The following is a 14805-nucleotide window of genomic DNA, read 5'->3' on the forward strand; positions in this document are numbered from 1 at the left end:
CGTACAAACACCTCTTCTTTGAGGACAAGAATCTAAAGCAACCGATTTACTCTTCTTAGTGATCTGAGTTCTTCCTGTTCTTACTAATTGTTGAATTGTTGGCATAATTAAATACTAATTTTTCTTTTATTTATTAAATTCCCGCTTTTTTAGGGGTTGCAAATGTAGTAATTATTTTCAATGAAACAAATCGTAATTAATTAATTTTCAAACAAATTGTTATTCGCTAAGATTAACAACAATAAAAACAGATTTTTTGCGTTATTTTGAAGCAAACATTTAAAGCTTTTGAAAAAGATTTTTCTCTTTTTTTTGATAATTATCGTCAGCGGAAACATTTCTGCTCAACAATTCTATCTTAAAATTATCGGGCAAACCGAAAAAGAAACGAAAATTATCGACAGTATTGGCTATGTTATGAAACACAAAAATGCCAAATCAATCATGGACGAAAATAATTTGTTTTATGAAAGGCTTATCAAAAAAGGATATTTGGAAAATCAGCTTGCGGAAAATTTCAAGCAAAATGATTCTGCTTTTTTCTTCAAATACAGCCTTGGAAAAAAAATAAATTATGCGCGCATATATATAGGTGTAAAATCACAGGAAAATATCGCTGGAAATTACAATGTGAAAAACGATACACTAACGCTTCCTTACGAAGAAACTGAAAGCTTTTTAAATGCCACTTTAAAGAAATTGGAAACTAATGGTTTTTCGATGGCAAAAGTAAAGCTTGTCAATATTCAAAAATCAAAAGACTTTCTGACTGCAGAACTGTCAATTACAACCGAAATAAAAAGACAGGTAAACGATATTGTCATCAACGGTTATGATAAATTTCCAGAAGGGCATAAAAAAAATATCATCCGTTTATATCGGAACAAAGTTTTTAATCAAAAAAATCTAGACAAGCTTTACAATGATTTTGAAAAGTTCCGGTTTGTTAAGCAAAGCAAATATCCCGAAATTCTCTTTACAAAAGATTCCACAAAAATTTATGTTTATTTAGAAAAAACAAAACCAAACACTTTTGATGGTTATGTTGGCTTCACCAATGACGAAACCAAGAAAGTTGTTTTTAGTGGTTATCTTGATTTGGTTTTAAACAATGTTTTAAATTCAGGAGAAAAATTATCCCTATACTGGAAAAGCGACGGTCAGGACCAAAAAACATTTAATCTTGGTGTTGAGCTGCCCTACATTTTTAAAAGCCCATTGGGCCTAAAAGCAGAATTAAACATTTTCAAACAAGACAGCACTTTTCAAAATACAAAAACAGCTATAAACCTTGGTTACTATTTTAATTACAACACCCGACTGTATCTTGGCTATCAATCGACCGAATCGAGCGATATACAGAATGTGAATTCTTCAAGCCTGAGCGATTTTGAAAATTCTTATTTCACAACGGCATTAGAATATGTCGATTTCAAAAATGACGATTTTCTTTTTCCTGAGAAAACTTCTTTTGATTTAAAATTCGGCACCGGTAAAAGAGACACCAAACTGATTTCTGACACTCAGTTTTTTGGAAGTTTGTTTGTAAAACACAATATCTATCTGAATCAGAAAAACGTTGTAAACATCAAATCTCAAAATTTTTATCTTCAAAGCGGCAGCTATATCGTAAATGAGTTACAGCGATTTGGCGGAATAAATTCCATTCGGGGTTTTAATGAAAATAGTTTACAGGGAAATTTGTTTAGCTCCATACTGTCGGAATACCGATATATACTTACTTCGAACCTTTATGTTCATTCGATTATCGACTATGGATATCTTCAGGACAAAACTTCAGAAAGCAATCAAAATCTTTTCGGTTTTGGATTCGGTTTTGGGATATTATCAAAAAATGGACTTTTCAATCTCGTTTACGCCAATGGAAGCACCAATAATCAACCCATAAAACTATCCAATTCCATTGTGCACATAAGCTTTAAAGCTGTTTTTTAATTAATTGAAACTTTAACACTAAAAAACCACTTTTAATTAGGTTTTTTAAGAATTTTTTAAGAATTTTGAAACACTAATTATAACCAAATTATAAAATGAAAACAAAGTTAAATGGATTCTTGACGCTTTTCATAGCGTTGTTGGTGCAAATCTCTTTTGCACAAGAAAGGATTGTTACCGGTGTTGTCTCTGATAACAGTGGTTTACCAGTCCCTGGAGTAAATGTTCTTGTAAAAGGAACTACGTTGGGTACTCAAACCGACATTGATGGAAAATATTCCGTTAATGCAACCCCAACACAAACACTTGTCTTTAATTTTGTTGGAATGAAATCCCAAGAAATTGTGGCTTCATCAACAACAATTAATGTAAAGATGGCAGAAGATGCTGTCGAACTTGAAGGTGTAGTTGTAACTGCATTGGGTATTAAAAGAGAAAAAAAATCTCTTGGATATGCCACTCAGGAAGTTAAAGGCGCTGATTTAAAATCCGGCACAGCTGGAGGAAACTTTTTAAACGATCTGTCCGGTAAAGTTGCCGGTGTTCAGGTTAGAAGAAACAACAACTTTGGTGGTTCTACTAACCTTGTATCAAGAGGGGTTAAAAGTTTGACTGGTAACAATCAAATGCTGGTAGTAATTGATGGTGTTCCTGTAAACAACTCAAATACCAATTCAAGAGCGCAGGCTACAGGTCGAGGAACCACTTTCGACTATGGTAACACTGCTACTGACGTTAACCCAGAAGATATAGAATCTGTAAACATACTTAAAGGTGCTGCTGCGAGTGCTTTATACGGATATCAGGCTGGTAATGGTGTTTTGTTGATTACTACTAAAAAAGGCAAAGCTGGTAAAAAAGGTTTAGGAGTTACTTTCTCTACTGAAGCAGTAGTAGGAAGTATTGACAAAAGTACTTTTATCAAATACCAAAATAAATATGGTGCTGGATACGGATTGTATTACGGGCCAAACGCAGATGCTTATTTCAACGAAGATGACATTGATGGTGATGGAAATATTGATTATTTAGTTCCATTTACTGAAGATGCTTCTTTTGGAGCACCATTTGAAGGACAATTAGTTTATCAATGGGATGCTTTCACTCCGTATTCACCAAATTTTGGTCAGAAAACAGAATGGAGAGCGGCAAAAAATGGTCCAATTACATTTTTTGAAACTCCTCTTTCTTTAAACAACAGTATCTCTTTAGAAGATGGTAATGAAAAATCTAATTTTGTATTTAACTACAGTAATTTAAAACAAACTGGACTTTTACCAAATAGTGAAATCAACAAAAATAATTTTAGCATCAAATTAAACCACAACCTAACGGACAGGTTTACAATTTCTACTTTTGCTAATTATACCACTCAAAAGGCTGTTGGTAGAAACTCAACGGGTTATAATGATAACATTATGTCTAACTTCCGTCAATGGTGGCAGACAAATGTTGACATTAAAGACTTACATGATGTTTATAATGCATCAGGTGGACAAAACGTTACCTGGAATATCAAGTCTCCAACAGATTTATCACCGGCATATTGGGATAACCCATATTACCAACGATATAAAAACTATCAAAATGATAGCAGAGACAGATTCTTAGGTTATGCTAAGTTTGATTATAAAGTAAACAATTGGTTATCAGCAACAGCTAGAGTTTCGACTGATACTTACTTTGAAACACAGGAAGAAAGAAGATCTATTGGATCTATTTCAGCAGAATTTGGTGTTCCAAATGCTGACCTTGTAAGACAGGATGAAACTTCTGGATACCAAAGATTTGAAAAAAACTACCGTGAAAACAATTATGACTTAATGTTCAATTTCAAAAAAAATTGGGACAAAGTTAGTTTCACAGGTTTATTAGGTGGTACTATTAACAGAATAAACCAAAACATCTTATTTGCTTCAACAAATGGAGGACTTATTGTACCTGGTGTGTATAGTTTATTAAACTCACAACAGCCAATTAATGACCCGTATGAATTACGTCCAAAAAGCGGAATTAACAGTTACTATGGTCAGGTTTCTTTTGGCTTTGATGACTTTTTATTCATAGATGGTACAGTTAGACGTGATGCTTATTCTTCATTACCTGAAAATGATAATGTTGTAACTTATCCTTCAATTTCAGGAAGTTTAGTATTCTCAAACTTGATTAAACAAAAATGGTTGTCTTTTGGTAAAGTTAGATTAAACTGGGCTGAAGTAGGTAACGGTGCGCCTGATCAGGCTTTGGCTGACACTTATGCTAAATTCCCTGCCTTTAACGGAAATGGTTTATTCTCTGTGAATTCAATCAAAAACAATCCAAATTTGAGACCAACTGTAACATCAAGTTATGAGGCTGGTTTAGAAATGCAGATGTTTGACAGAAGATTAGGATTTGATTTTAGTTACTATCGTTCTTTGAGTGAGGATCAAATCTACCGTGTTCCATATTCTGAAGCAACAGGTATTACTTCAAGATATGTTAATGCAGGTTCTATCGAAAATAAAGGTATTGAATTGCAATTAAACGCTACACCTATTAAAACAGCAAACTTCCAATGGGATATTAATGTTAACTGGGCAAGAAACAGAAACGAAGTTGTTTCATTAGCTGACGGTATTGATAACTTACAATTAGGTAGCTTCCAGGGTGGTGTTTCTATTAATGCAACTGTTGGTCAACCTTACGGAATTATTAAAGGTTCTGATTTTACTTATCTAAATGGTCAACGTATCGTTGGAGCAAATGGTAGATATGTATTAAACAACAGCTCTAATAATAACATTGGAGATATCAATCCTGACTGGACTGGTGGTGTTAGAAATAAATTCACTTACAAAGATTTTGCTTTCAGTTTCTTAATTGACATGCAACAAGGTGGAGATATTTTCTCTTTAGACAGATCTTATGGTTTGGCAACTGGTTTACCTGATGAAACTGCGGGACTTAATGACCTTGGAAACCCAATCAGAAATCCTGTTACAGGTGGAGCTGATTCAGGAGGTATAATTCTTCCGGGTGTTCACGCAGATGGTACTCCTAACGAAACCAGAGCTCCGGGACCAGAATATTACGGAAATAGTTTTGGATATAGAAGACAACCTAACAGAGCTTTTGTTTATGATGCATCATACATTAAACTAAGAGAGGTTGCCATTTCATATAATTTACCAAAAAAATGGATAGACAATCTGCACATAGATAACATGAAATTCAGTTTAGTTGGAACTAACTTATGGATAATTAAAAAGAACTTACCAGATGCTGACCCGGAAAGTGGTTTAGGTTCAGGTAATCTATCATCTGGTTATTCAGTTGGATCATTACCAACTACAAGAAACATTGGATGTAATTTAACGCTTAAATTTTAATTTATGAAAAAGATATTTTTATTACTGTTTGTCTTTGCTGGAATATTTTCTTCTTGCACAGACGACATAACAGATCTTAATGAGGATACTGTAAACCCTACAGCGGTTCCTGCCGACTTTTTGTTTACAAACGCTCAGAAAAATATGGTTGACCAAATGGTCAGTACCAGTGTAAATCTTAATGTCTTCAGGTTGTTTATGCAACAATGGACAGAAACGGTATACGTTGATGAAAGTAACTATGATGTTACTACAAGAACAATTCCGGATAACCACTGGCAAGCAATCTACAGAGATGTATTAAGAGATTTGAAAGAAGCGAGACCAGTTTTGGCCGCTGAAGTCTATACAGGTACTGCTGATGAAATCGCAACTAAAGAAGCAGAAAGAGTAAATAAAGGTCATATTATTGATATCATGTCTGCTTATGCCTATTCTGTATTAGTTGACACTTTTGGTGATGTTCCTTATACTGAAGCATTAGATCCAATAGCTCACCCACTTCCTGCTTATGATGATGGAGAAACTATTTATAAAGATCTAATCGCGAAATTAACTACTGCTTCTCATGGATTAGACACTAGTTTTGGAAGTTTCGGATCACAAGATTTGATTTATGGTGGAGACACTGCGCAATGGCAAAAATTTGCTAACTCTTTGCGTTTGAGAATGGCTATCAATTTAGACGACATCGATCACACCTATGCTTCAACTCAGGCTATAGCCGCTGTAACTGATGGTGTAATTTTAAGCAATAGCGATAACGCCAGCCTTACTTACTTATCAGCAAAACCAAACACAAATCCTGTTTATGTTGATGTAATATCTACCGGAAGGGATGACTTTGTTCCAACCAGTACTATTATAGATCAAATGAATGGTTTGAATGACCCAAGAAGAGCTGTATATTTCACTCAGTTTGGTGGTGGTTATGTAGGTGGTACTCCTGGAGATGGTAATACCTTTGCCAATTATTCACATATTGGCACCATGCTAGTGAATCCATCATTTGAAGGTACAATATTTGATGCCGCTGAAACAGAGTTTTTATTAGCGGAAGCTGTTGAAAGAGGTATTGCCGTAGGTGGTACTGCTGCAGGTCATTATACCTCTGCAGTTACTGCATCATTGCAATATTGGGGTGTTTCAGGTGGAGACATTGCAACTTATTTAGCGAACCCATCTGTAACTTATGCAACAGCAACAGGTCCATGGCAACAAAAAATTGGAGAGCAGGCTTATCTTGCTCTTTATAACAGAGGCTTAGAAGCATGGATATCTTGGAGAAGATTGGATTATCCAGTTTTAGTAGCGCCTGCTGATGCTTCCGAAACTGAAGTTCCAACACGTTTAACTTATCCTTCAAGAGAAGAAACTCTAAATGCAACAAATGTAGAAGCTGCTTCTATAGCAATTGGAGGAAATACTCTAACAACAAGACTATTCTGGGACGTTAATTAATCTTAGAATGTTTTATAAATCTAAAACCATCTCGTTCCAAAAACGAGATGGTTTTTTTATATCTTTGCGCCATGGAAAAAGAACATCAAATCTTCGGAATCAGAGCAATTATAGAGGGAATTCAATCGGGTGCAGCTATTGATAAAGTATTTATTCAATCAGACACACAAGGTGATTTAATGAAGGAACTTATGAAAGTGATGAAACAAAAAAGCATCAATTTCTCCTATGTTCCTGTTGAAAAATTAAACCGGTTAACTTCTAATAATCATCAGGGTGCAGTAGCAACCATCTCTCCTATTGCTTTTCATGATTTGGAAACCTTGATTGAAAAAGTCCTGGAATCCGGGAAAACACCATTGTTTTTAATACTTGACCAATTAAGTGATGCCCGAAATTTTGGCGCAATCATCAGAACTGCTGAATGTACAGGTGTTGATGGAATCATTGTTCAAAAGGCAGGTTCTGCACCTGTTAATGGTGATACTGTGAAAACTTCTGCCGGAGCTGTATTTAATGTGCCAATCTGCAAAGTAGAACATATCAAGGATGCTATTTTCCACCTTCAGGGAAGCGGTATAAAAACCGTAGCTGCCACCGAAAAAACAGACCAAAATATTTACGATATTTCGCTAAACGAGCCCGTAGCCATTATCATGGGAAGTGAAGACCGAGGAATTAATCCGTCAGTGCTTAAAATCGTTGATGAAAAAGCAAAACTACCTATGTTTGGAACTATCGGCTCACTAAATGTTTCAGTAGCTTGTGGAGCGTTTCTTTATGAAGCCGTTCGTCAGAGACAGTAATTATTCTTTGGGAGTTTCCCTGAACTCATAAATATATTTCACACTATTCTCTTCCTGAATTTCAGCTTCAGATTCGGGTGTATTGACGAAATTCCCATTTTCATCAAAGTGTTTCATAAACATATCTTCTTCCGGATTGAAATCGGGTTTTTCCCAATTGTATTGTATCGCTTTTTTATAATCGGGTGTTTTAAATCGGACAGCAAAAAAGAAACCTGTCATCAAACCAGCCAAATGTCCTTCCCAGGAAATCTGTTTATCGACTTCTGGGAATACATACCAAATCAATCCGCCATAAATCATCACAACTGTTAACGACAAAGCCATTAATCGATAATATTGTGTCATCATTCCTTTGAAAAAAATAAAGGAAACCAAAACATAAATTAAACTACTGGCACCAATGTGAAAAGAGTCTCTGCCAATTATCCAGGTTATCAATCCGGAAAGTAAAATGCCATACAGCATAACTTTAAGTGAAACATCTCTGTAGAAATAAATCAGGGCTGTCGTAAGTATGAAAAGCGGAATAGAATTATTCGCAATATGATTCAGATTACCATGAAGAAACGGGCTGAAAATTATGCCCTGCAAACCTGAAACTGTTCTTGGTAGAATTCCGTGTGAAGTCAAATCTACATTGAAACTATTTTCCAGAAAAAAAACAAACCACATCAAAATAAGCAGCAATGCAGGCACTAACCAAACGGAAGGTGTAAACTTAAAATGATGGTAATCGTTCATTGCCAGAGCTAAAATTGTTTTTTGCTATTGTCAAAAATACTACCAATTATTTTTTAATGCTATTTTGTCATATCAATTTGAAAATTTGAAAATGAGATAATTTGAAAATTATTATAAAAACATCTTAATATAATTAAATTTGTAGAGTGCTTTTTTTGAATTTAAACTATATCAAAATTCATTAGCGCATTTTAAAATTTCCAAATTACCTCATTTTTAAATTAGAATGGAAGCACCACTTGCCGAACGCATCAGGCCAAAACAATTACAGGATTATATCAGCCAGCTTCACCTTGTTGGTGAAAATGGTTCATTGACCCAGCAAATTGCCCGTGGCATAATTCCGTCAATGATATTTTGGGGCTCACCAGGAACCGGAAAGACAACTTTAGCACAGATTATTGCCAAACAAAGCAATCGTCCGTTTTATGAGCTAAGTGCAATCAATAGCGGTGTAAAAGACATACGCGATGTGATTGAGAAAGCCAAATTAAGTGGCGGATTATTCACTGCAAAAAATCCAATTCTGTTTATTGATGAGATTCACCGCTTTAGCAAATCACAACAGGATTCTCTTTTGGCGGCTGTCGAAAAAGGCTGGATAACGCTGATTGGAGCCACTACCGAAAATCCAAGTTTTGAAGTTATTCCCGCACTTTTGTCACGTTGTCAGGTTTATATATTAAATCCATTTTCTAAAGAAGATTTATTGGCGTTGCTAAACCGTGCCATGACGCAGGATACTTTGATGGCCTCCAAAAAAATAAAGCTAAAAGAAACCGAAGCTTTACTCCGACTTTCGGGAGGCGATGGAAGAAAGCTATTAAATATTTTTGAACTTGTCGTGAACGCTAGCCCTGAAGGTCAAATTGTGATTACAAACGATAAGGTTATGCAGTTGGTGCAAAAAAACACCGTGCTTTATGATAAAACCGGAGAACAGCATTATGATATTGTTTCGGCTTTTATAAAATCCATTCGCGGAAGCGATCCAAATGGTGCTGTGTATTGGTTAGCGCGAATGATTGAAGGCGGCGAAGATGTAAAATTCATTGCACGCAGAATGCTGATTTTATCCAGCGAAGATATTGGCAATGCCAATCCAACTGCTTTTATTATGGCGAACAATACGTTTCAGGCAGTTTCAACAATCGGTTATCCCGAAAGCAGAATTATCCTGAGTCAGTGTGCGGTTTATTTGGCCACTTCTGCTAAAAGCAATGCTAGTTATATGGCTATCGGCGAAGCACAGCAAATGGTAAAGCAAACCGGCGATTTATCGGTGCCAATCCATTTGCGAAATGCGCCTACCAAGTTGATGAAAGAATTGGGTTATGGTGAAGAATATCAATATTCCCACAGCTATGAAAACAATTTTTCGGCGCAGGAATATTTACCTGATGAAATCAAAAACACAGCGTTCTACAAACCAGGAAACAATGCCCGTGAAAACGAATTGCGTAACTTTTTAAAGAATCGCTGGAAAGATAAATATGGATATTAATTTAAATTTACAATAGATATCAATTCGGAAACTAATTTATCTTCTTTATAATATTCCAAATGCCAACCATCAGTTTTTCGAAGCAAAACGCCATTATTGACAAGATAACAATCTGGCGATGATGTTTTATAAATTGTCATAACATACGTTGGTACATTCGTATTATTCGTTAACAATTGATATCCATTTTCCCCGTATGGTTTAGCAAAAAGTGGTTCTAGATACAGTTGAGAAATCTGAGTTGCCTCAACTGATTTTTTAAGATTGGTGTTTTCTGTTTTTGCCTCTATTACTTTAGAAGGAGTCTCACTTTTCGCAACATATTGATAATTTAGTTTATCAAACGATTTTCCGGCTTCGCGTAACGCCTGGTTGTAAGCTGCGGGATATTCTTTCTCGCGACTGCTACCAAATTGAGTTTCGAAAAGCACCTTTTCTCTGCAGTCTTTCAAAACTATTTTTGTTTTAGTAATCAGCATGCCGCTATCATCGATAACATTGGCATATAAAAAACTACATCGTTGACTCTCTAAATTTAATGGAATTTCTTCATTGCTTAAATACGCTTTAAAACCATATTTCTCCAGCAATAATTTGGTTAATGTATTCAGTCTGTATTGGTCATCTTTTTTTAAAAAATCAAACTTTACAGGAACAATCACGTATTGATAGTCATTAACGCTTTGCGAAAATGCATAACCCGAGATTAAAATAAACAACAATGCAATTTTTTTCATAATATTTTTTTTAATTCCAATAAACGATTTATAGTATGTAATCCTTCATCAGCATAAATCCCTTTTTCATCAAACAAGATGGCTTTCATTCCAAAATCAATAGCACCTCGTACATCAGCATCTATACAATCGCCAATCATGAGTGCATTTTCTTTTTTGACATTAGCCAAAGATAGTGCATATTCGAATATTGTAGCATGTGGCTTTTTCATGCCTGCCATTTCCGAATTGGTAATGGTTTTGAAATAATTTGCTAAACCCGAATTATTGATTTTCTTTCCCTGAACCTCAGCAAAACCATTAGTAATGATGTGCAGATTATACTTTGGAGTTAGATATTCCAAAACTTCAATTGCGCCTTCAAATAACTGATTATTATCGGGTAAGAACTCAATATAATCATGTGAAATTTTATTGATTTCGTCATCAGAAATTGTATAGTTCAAAGCATCAAATGATTGTCGCAGGCGATTATAACGCAATTCCTGATGCGTAATTTTATCAACCTGGTACAACTTCCAACACGCCTGATTTATCGGTGCATAAATTTCAATAAACACATTGGTATCAATAGTTGGATAATGTTCTGCAAAGATTTTATCAAATGCCAAAATAGAATTTTTATCAAAATCCCAAAGCGTGTGATCTAAATCGAAGAAAATGTCTGTTATGTTTTTCATTTTAAAAAATGCCTTCGTCCTGAAAACTGAAATAGCCAGTTTCGGTAATTATAATATGGTCGAGAACTTTGATATCTAATTGTTCACCGGCCGCTTTTAGTTTTTTGGTAATATCCTTATCGGCATCACTAGCCTGAAGTTTGCCCGAAGGATGATTGTGCGTCAAAATTATGGAAATTGCGCCTTGTTCCAAAGCAGTTTTGAAAATTAATCTCACATCGACAACCGTTCCTGTGATTCCGCCTTTTGACAATTGTGATTTGTAGATGACTTTATTGGAATTGTTGAGATACAAAACCCAAAATTCTTCATGTGGCAATTCTCCAATTATGGGTTGCATGATTTCGAAAACGGCTTTGCTCGATGTTATTTTTTGCAGTTCGACAGTTTGTTCTGCTCTGCGTCGTCTTCCCAATTCTAAAGCGGCTGCGATGGAAACAGCTTTCGCCTCGCCTATTCCTTTGAATCCCATTAATTGCTTCAGCGATAATTTCCCTAACGCATTCAGATTATTATCGACACTTGATAAAATTCGTTTGCTCAAACCAACTGCGCTTTCATTCCTGCTTCCTGAACTAATGAGAATAGCAACCAATTCGGCATCACTTAAAGAGGCTTTTCCTTTCAGCATTAGCTTTTCGCGTGGCTTATCATCTTCTGCCCAATTCTTTATGGAGAAATTTTGTTCCAAAGCAATATACTAAAATTAAGATTTTTCCGTTATAAATTTAAAACTAATAATTATGAAAATGGTATACTTTTTCCTCACTTTACTTACATTTTTTACTTGTGGTCAAAAAGAAATTGAAACTGTAACTTCGTTAAAACCAAATTCATTTGAAGAAAAACTTTCCAATGCTGCAATTTCTATCATTGACCCAACTATTGATTATGACCCTACTTATTTTGCGATAAAATATCCAAATGGTGATGTTCCAAAAGATAAAGGCGTTTGCACTGATGTTATTATTCGTAGTTATCGAAAATTAGGCATCGATTTGCAAAAAGAAGTCCATGAAGATATGCTCAAGAACTTTTCATTATATCCCAATGTTAAAAAATGGGGATTGCATAAGACCGACACCAATATTGACCACAGAAGAGTTCCGAATCTAGAGGTTTTTTTTGGCAGAAAAGGAAAAAAACTTTCTGTCACTGCTGATGCTGATGATTACAAAACGGGCGAATTGGTCACGTGGATAATTGGCAATAAATATCCGCATATTGGCATTGTCACCAATAAAAAATCACCAGACGGAAAGCGACTGATGATTGTTCATAATGTTGGAAACGGTCAGGTTCTAGAAGACTGTTTATTTGACTGGAAAATTGTTGGGCATTTTAAGTACACTAACTAATCAACTCTTTCACCTCATCAAAATTGAGTCCGCCATAATTGCCTGAACTCATTAAAAGCAAAGCGGAATTATTCAAGTCGTAATTAAAAAGGAAATCCTTAAATTCTGTTGGATTGGTATAAATAATCAAATCGTCGCGCTTGAATGATTGTGCAATCTGGTCATAACTCACTTCTTCCAATTGCTTAATCTTAACAGCATCCGGAGAATAGAAAACAACCGCTACATCTGCGGCATCAAGGGCACCTTCATATTCTTTAAGGAATTCGGCATTCAAACTGCTATATGTATGTAATTCTAAACAAGCTACTAGTTTTCTGTTGGGATATTGTGCTTTTACGGCTTTTGTCGTTGCTGAAACTTTGCTTGGTGAATGTGCAAAATCTTTATACGCCACTTTGCCATTTCCTTCTGCAATTTTTTCCAAACGTTTGGACGCGCCTTTGAAACTGGCAATCGCCTGATAGAAATCGGCTTCATCTACACCCATGCTTTGGCAAATCCATTTGGCACCAGCCAGATTGTTCAGATTGTGTGCACCAAAAACCTCAATTGGCATTGGGCCTTCGGGTGTATCTAATAATGTTGTTCCGTCTTCTACCGAATAGCTTGGTGTTGAATAAGGTAATCTTCTGATCGTATTAGTCGTTTCTTCGGCTACTTTTTTTACGGTTTCATCTTCTTCGTTATACACCAAAATTCCACCTTTAGTGATTTGGTTAACAAAGATTTCAAATTGTTCAACGTAGTTTTCAAACGTCGGAAATACATTGATATGATCCCACGCAATCCCCGAAAGCAAAGCAATGTTAGGTTGGTATAAATGAAACTTTGGTCTTCTGTCAATTGGAGATGATAAATATTCATCGCCTTCCAAAACAATAAAATCGTTTTCATGTGTTAAATGCACCATCGTATCAAAACCTTCCAATTGGGCGCCAACCATATAATCGACTTCAATATTATGGTAATGCATCACATGTAAAATCATTGAAGTTATGGTAGTTTTTCCGTGTGAACCACCAATGACAACGCGGGTTTTGTTTTTAGATTGTTCGTATAGAAATTCGGGATATGAATAAATTTTCAAACCTAATTCCTGCGCTTTCAACAATTCAGGATTATCAGCTTTTGCGTGCATTCCGAGAATGATAGCTTCGATATCGGAAGTTATTTTTTCGGGAAACCAACCAAATTCGACTGGCAATAATCCTTTCTTTTCCAAACGCGATTTGGAAGGTTCAAATATGGCATCGTCGCTTCCGGTAACCTGATATCCTTTATTGTGTAATGCTAAAGCAAGATTGTGCATGGCTGCGCCGCCAATGGCTATGAAATGTGTACGCATGTTTATGATTTGTTTTTTTCCTGATATGCTTGTAAAACCTGTATTGCCTTTTCGGGTTGATTTAATTTTTCTCTATATAATTCGGCTAATCTGTGATAAGTGTTTTTTGAGCCACCAATTCCGATTGCTTTTATATAGTTTTTTTCGGCACTTTTATATCGTTTAAAATATTCATCAATGTGTGCTTTGGAAAGATAACCATCAACAGGTGAAATTTTAAATAATTCATTCGAGTATCGTTGTGCTTTTTTTTCGCTGCCGCCAACAATTGCCGGTAATTGAAGATAATATTCAATCAAAGCCCAACGCGCTTCTATATGATTTGGGTTAAGAATCAGTGCTTTTTCAAACGATTCCCTAATATCTCCAATCAGTCCGATAGCAACCCATTTTCCGCCAGTTTGTGCTTTCATTCCCAAAGCTCCTCCATACTTGAAGTAATAATCGGCTTCATTGGGTTTTAACGTTTTTAGCTTTTCATAATAAAAAGCCGCTTTGTCCCAATCTTTTGCGTTGCTGGCAATATCACCGAGATACTCGATAGTTTTTAACTGATTTGGATTTTCCTTATAAATGCTTTCGAAGATAGGTTTTGCCGTAGTATATTTTTCCTGTTTAAATAGCTTTTCTGCTTTCTCAAAATTAGTTTGAGAGAAGAGCAGCATGGGCAAAAAAAGCAAAAATGTGACAAGAATTTTCATAATTGGAAAAAGAATTCAAGGAAACAAATATAAGTTATTAATCCCTACTTTTTTAAATAGTATTTGTTAAGATTGAACGAAATCTTAATCCGTTTTTAATTTCAAATTATCCATGAAAGTACCATTTCGTTCGTTGAAA

12 protein-coding genes and 1 pseudogene are annotated in these 14805 nt (G+C 35.3%); 6 read left to right on the forward strand and 7 right to left on the reverse strand.

Annotation, left to right across the window (positions count from 1 at the left end):
• Positions 1 to 105, reverse strand: a pseudogene (locus ABIQ27_RS05145) (30S ribosomal protein S12); the annotation flags it as partial.
• A gap of 183 nt (positions 106 to 288) precedes the next feature.
• Between ABIQ27_RS05145 and ABIQ27_RS05150 the strand changes: the two are divergent.
• The 4 genes from ABIQ27_RS05150 (at position 289) to rlmB (ending at position 7594) form a co-directional block, all read left to right on the forward strand.
• A complete protein-coding gene (locus ABIQ27_RS05150) occupies positions 289 to 1956 on the forward strand; it encodes a hypothetical protein (protein WP_348032685.1) in 1668 nt (555 codons plus the stop codon).
• A 95-nt stretch (positions 1957 to 2051) separates the two neighbouring features.
• The gene (locus tag ABIQ27_RS05155; RefSeq protein WP_348032687.1) at positions 2052 to 5327 is read left to right on the forward strand and encodes a SusC/RagA family TonB-linked outer membrane protein; all 3276 of its coding nucleotides are present in this window, start codon (positions 2052 to 2054) and stop codon (positions 5325 to 5327) included.
• Between the two features lie 3 nt (positions 5328 to 5330).
• Positions 5331 to 6788: a SusD/RagB family nutrient-binding outer membrane lipoprotein gene (locus ABIQ27_RS05160; protein ID WP_348032689.1), complete on the forward strand. Its 1458-nt coding sequence runs from the start codon at positions 5331 to 5333 to the stop codon at positions 6786 to 6788.
• 71 nt (positions 6789 to 6859) lie between these two features.
• Positions 6860 to 7594, forward strand: a complete 735-nt coding sequence (rlmB, locus tag ABIQ27_RS05165; RefSeq protein ID WP_348032691.1) for a 23S rRNA (guanosine(2251)-2'-O)-methyltransferase RlmB — start codon at positions 6860 to 6862, stop codon at positions 7592 to 7594.
• Here the strand turns inward: rlmB and ABIQ27_RS05170 are convergent, their stop codons facing one another.
• Positions 7595 to 8338 carry a rhomboid family intramembrane serine protease gene (locus ABIQ27_RS05170; RefSeq protein WP_348032693.1) on the reverse strand — a complete coding sequence of 248 codons (744 nt, stop codon included), beginning with the start codon at positions 8336 to 8338 and terminating at the stop codon, positions 7595 to 7597.
• Between the two features lie 226 nt (positions 8339 to 8564).
• On the opposite strand from ABIQ27_RS05170, the gene ABIQ27_RS05175 reads away from it, so the two are divergent.
• Complete coding sequence (locus tag ABIQ27_RS05175; protein ID WP_348032695.1) at positions 8565 to 9842, forward strand: replication-associated recombination protein A; 1278 nt, start codon at positions 8565 to 8567, stop codon at positions 9840 to 9842.
• Here ABIQ27_RS05175 and ABIQ27_RS05180 read toward each other — a convergent pair.
• Genes ABIQ27_RS05180 through radC form a run of 3 tightly spaced genes read right to left on the reverse strand, consistent with a single transcriptional unit; the run spans position 9839 to position 11950 of the window.
• A complete protein-coding gene (locus ABIQ27_RS05180) occupies positions 9839 to 10579 on the reverse strand; it encodes a hypothetical protein (protein WP_348032697.1) in 741 nt (246 codons plus the stop codon). The genes ABIQ27_RS05175 and ABIQ27_RS05180 overlap by 4 nt on opposite strands.
• The gene (locus ABIQ27_RS05185) at positions 10576 to 11259 is read right to left on the reverse strand and encodes a YjjG family noncanonical pyrimidine nucleotidase (RefSeq protein ID WP_348032699.1); all 684 of its coding nucleotides are present in this window, start codon (positions 11257 to 11259) and stop codon (positions 10576 to 10578) included. Before ABIQ27_RS05185 ends, ABIQ27_RS05180 begins: the two co-directional genes overlap by 4 nt.
• 1 nt (position 11260) lies before the next feature.
• The gene (gene radC, locus ABIQ27_RS05190) at positions 11261 to 11950 is read right to left on the reverse strand and encodes a DNA repair protein RadC (RefSeq protein ID WP_348032701.1); all 690 of its coding nucleotides are present in this window, start codon (positions 11948 to 11950) and stop codon (positions 11261 to 11263) included.
• A 52-nt stretch (positions 11951 to 12002) separates the two neighbouring features.
• Between radC and ABIQ27_RS05195 the strand changes: the two genes are divergently transcribed.
• Complete coding sequence (locus ABIQ27_RS05195) at positions 12003 to 12617, forward strand: DUF1287 domain-containing protein (RefSeq protein WP_348032703.1); 615 nt, start codon at positions 12003 to 12005, stop codon at positions 12615 to 12617.
• On the opposite strand, the gene ABIQ27_RS05200 is transcribed toward ABIQ27_RS05195, so the two are convergent.
• Together ABIQ27_RS05200 and ABIQ27_RS05205 are read right to left on the reverse strand one after the other, a co-directional pair.
• Positions 12610 to 13965 (reverse strand): Mur ligase family protein, encoded by a 1356-nt coding sequence (locus ABIQ27_RS05200; protein WP_348032705.1) that lies wholly within the window; start codon positions 13963 to 13965, stop codon positions 12610 to 12612. The genes ABIQ27_RS05195 and ABIQ27_RS05200 overlap by 8 nt on opposite strands.
• Positions 13966 to 13967: 2 nt before the next feature.
• Complete coding sequence (locus ABIQ27_RS05205; RefSeq protein ID WP_348032707.1) at positions 13968 to 14666, reverse strand: tetratricopeptide repeat protein; 699 nt, start codon at positions 14664 to 14666, stop codon at positions 13968 to 13970.
• Positions 14667 to 14805 lie beyond the last annotated feature (139 nt).

Origin of the sequence: Flavobacterium sp., assembly GCF_039916025.1 — a bacterium.
GTDB lineage: Bacteria > Bacteroidota > Bacteroidia > Flavobacteriales > Flavobacteriaceae > Flavobacterium.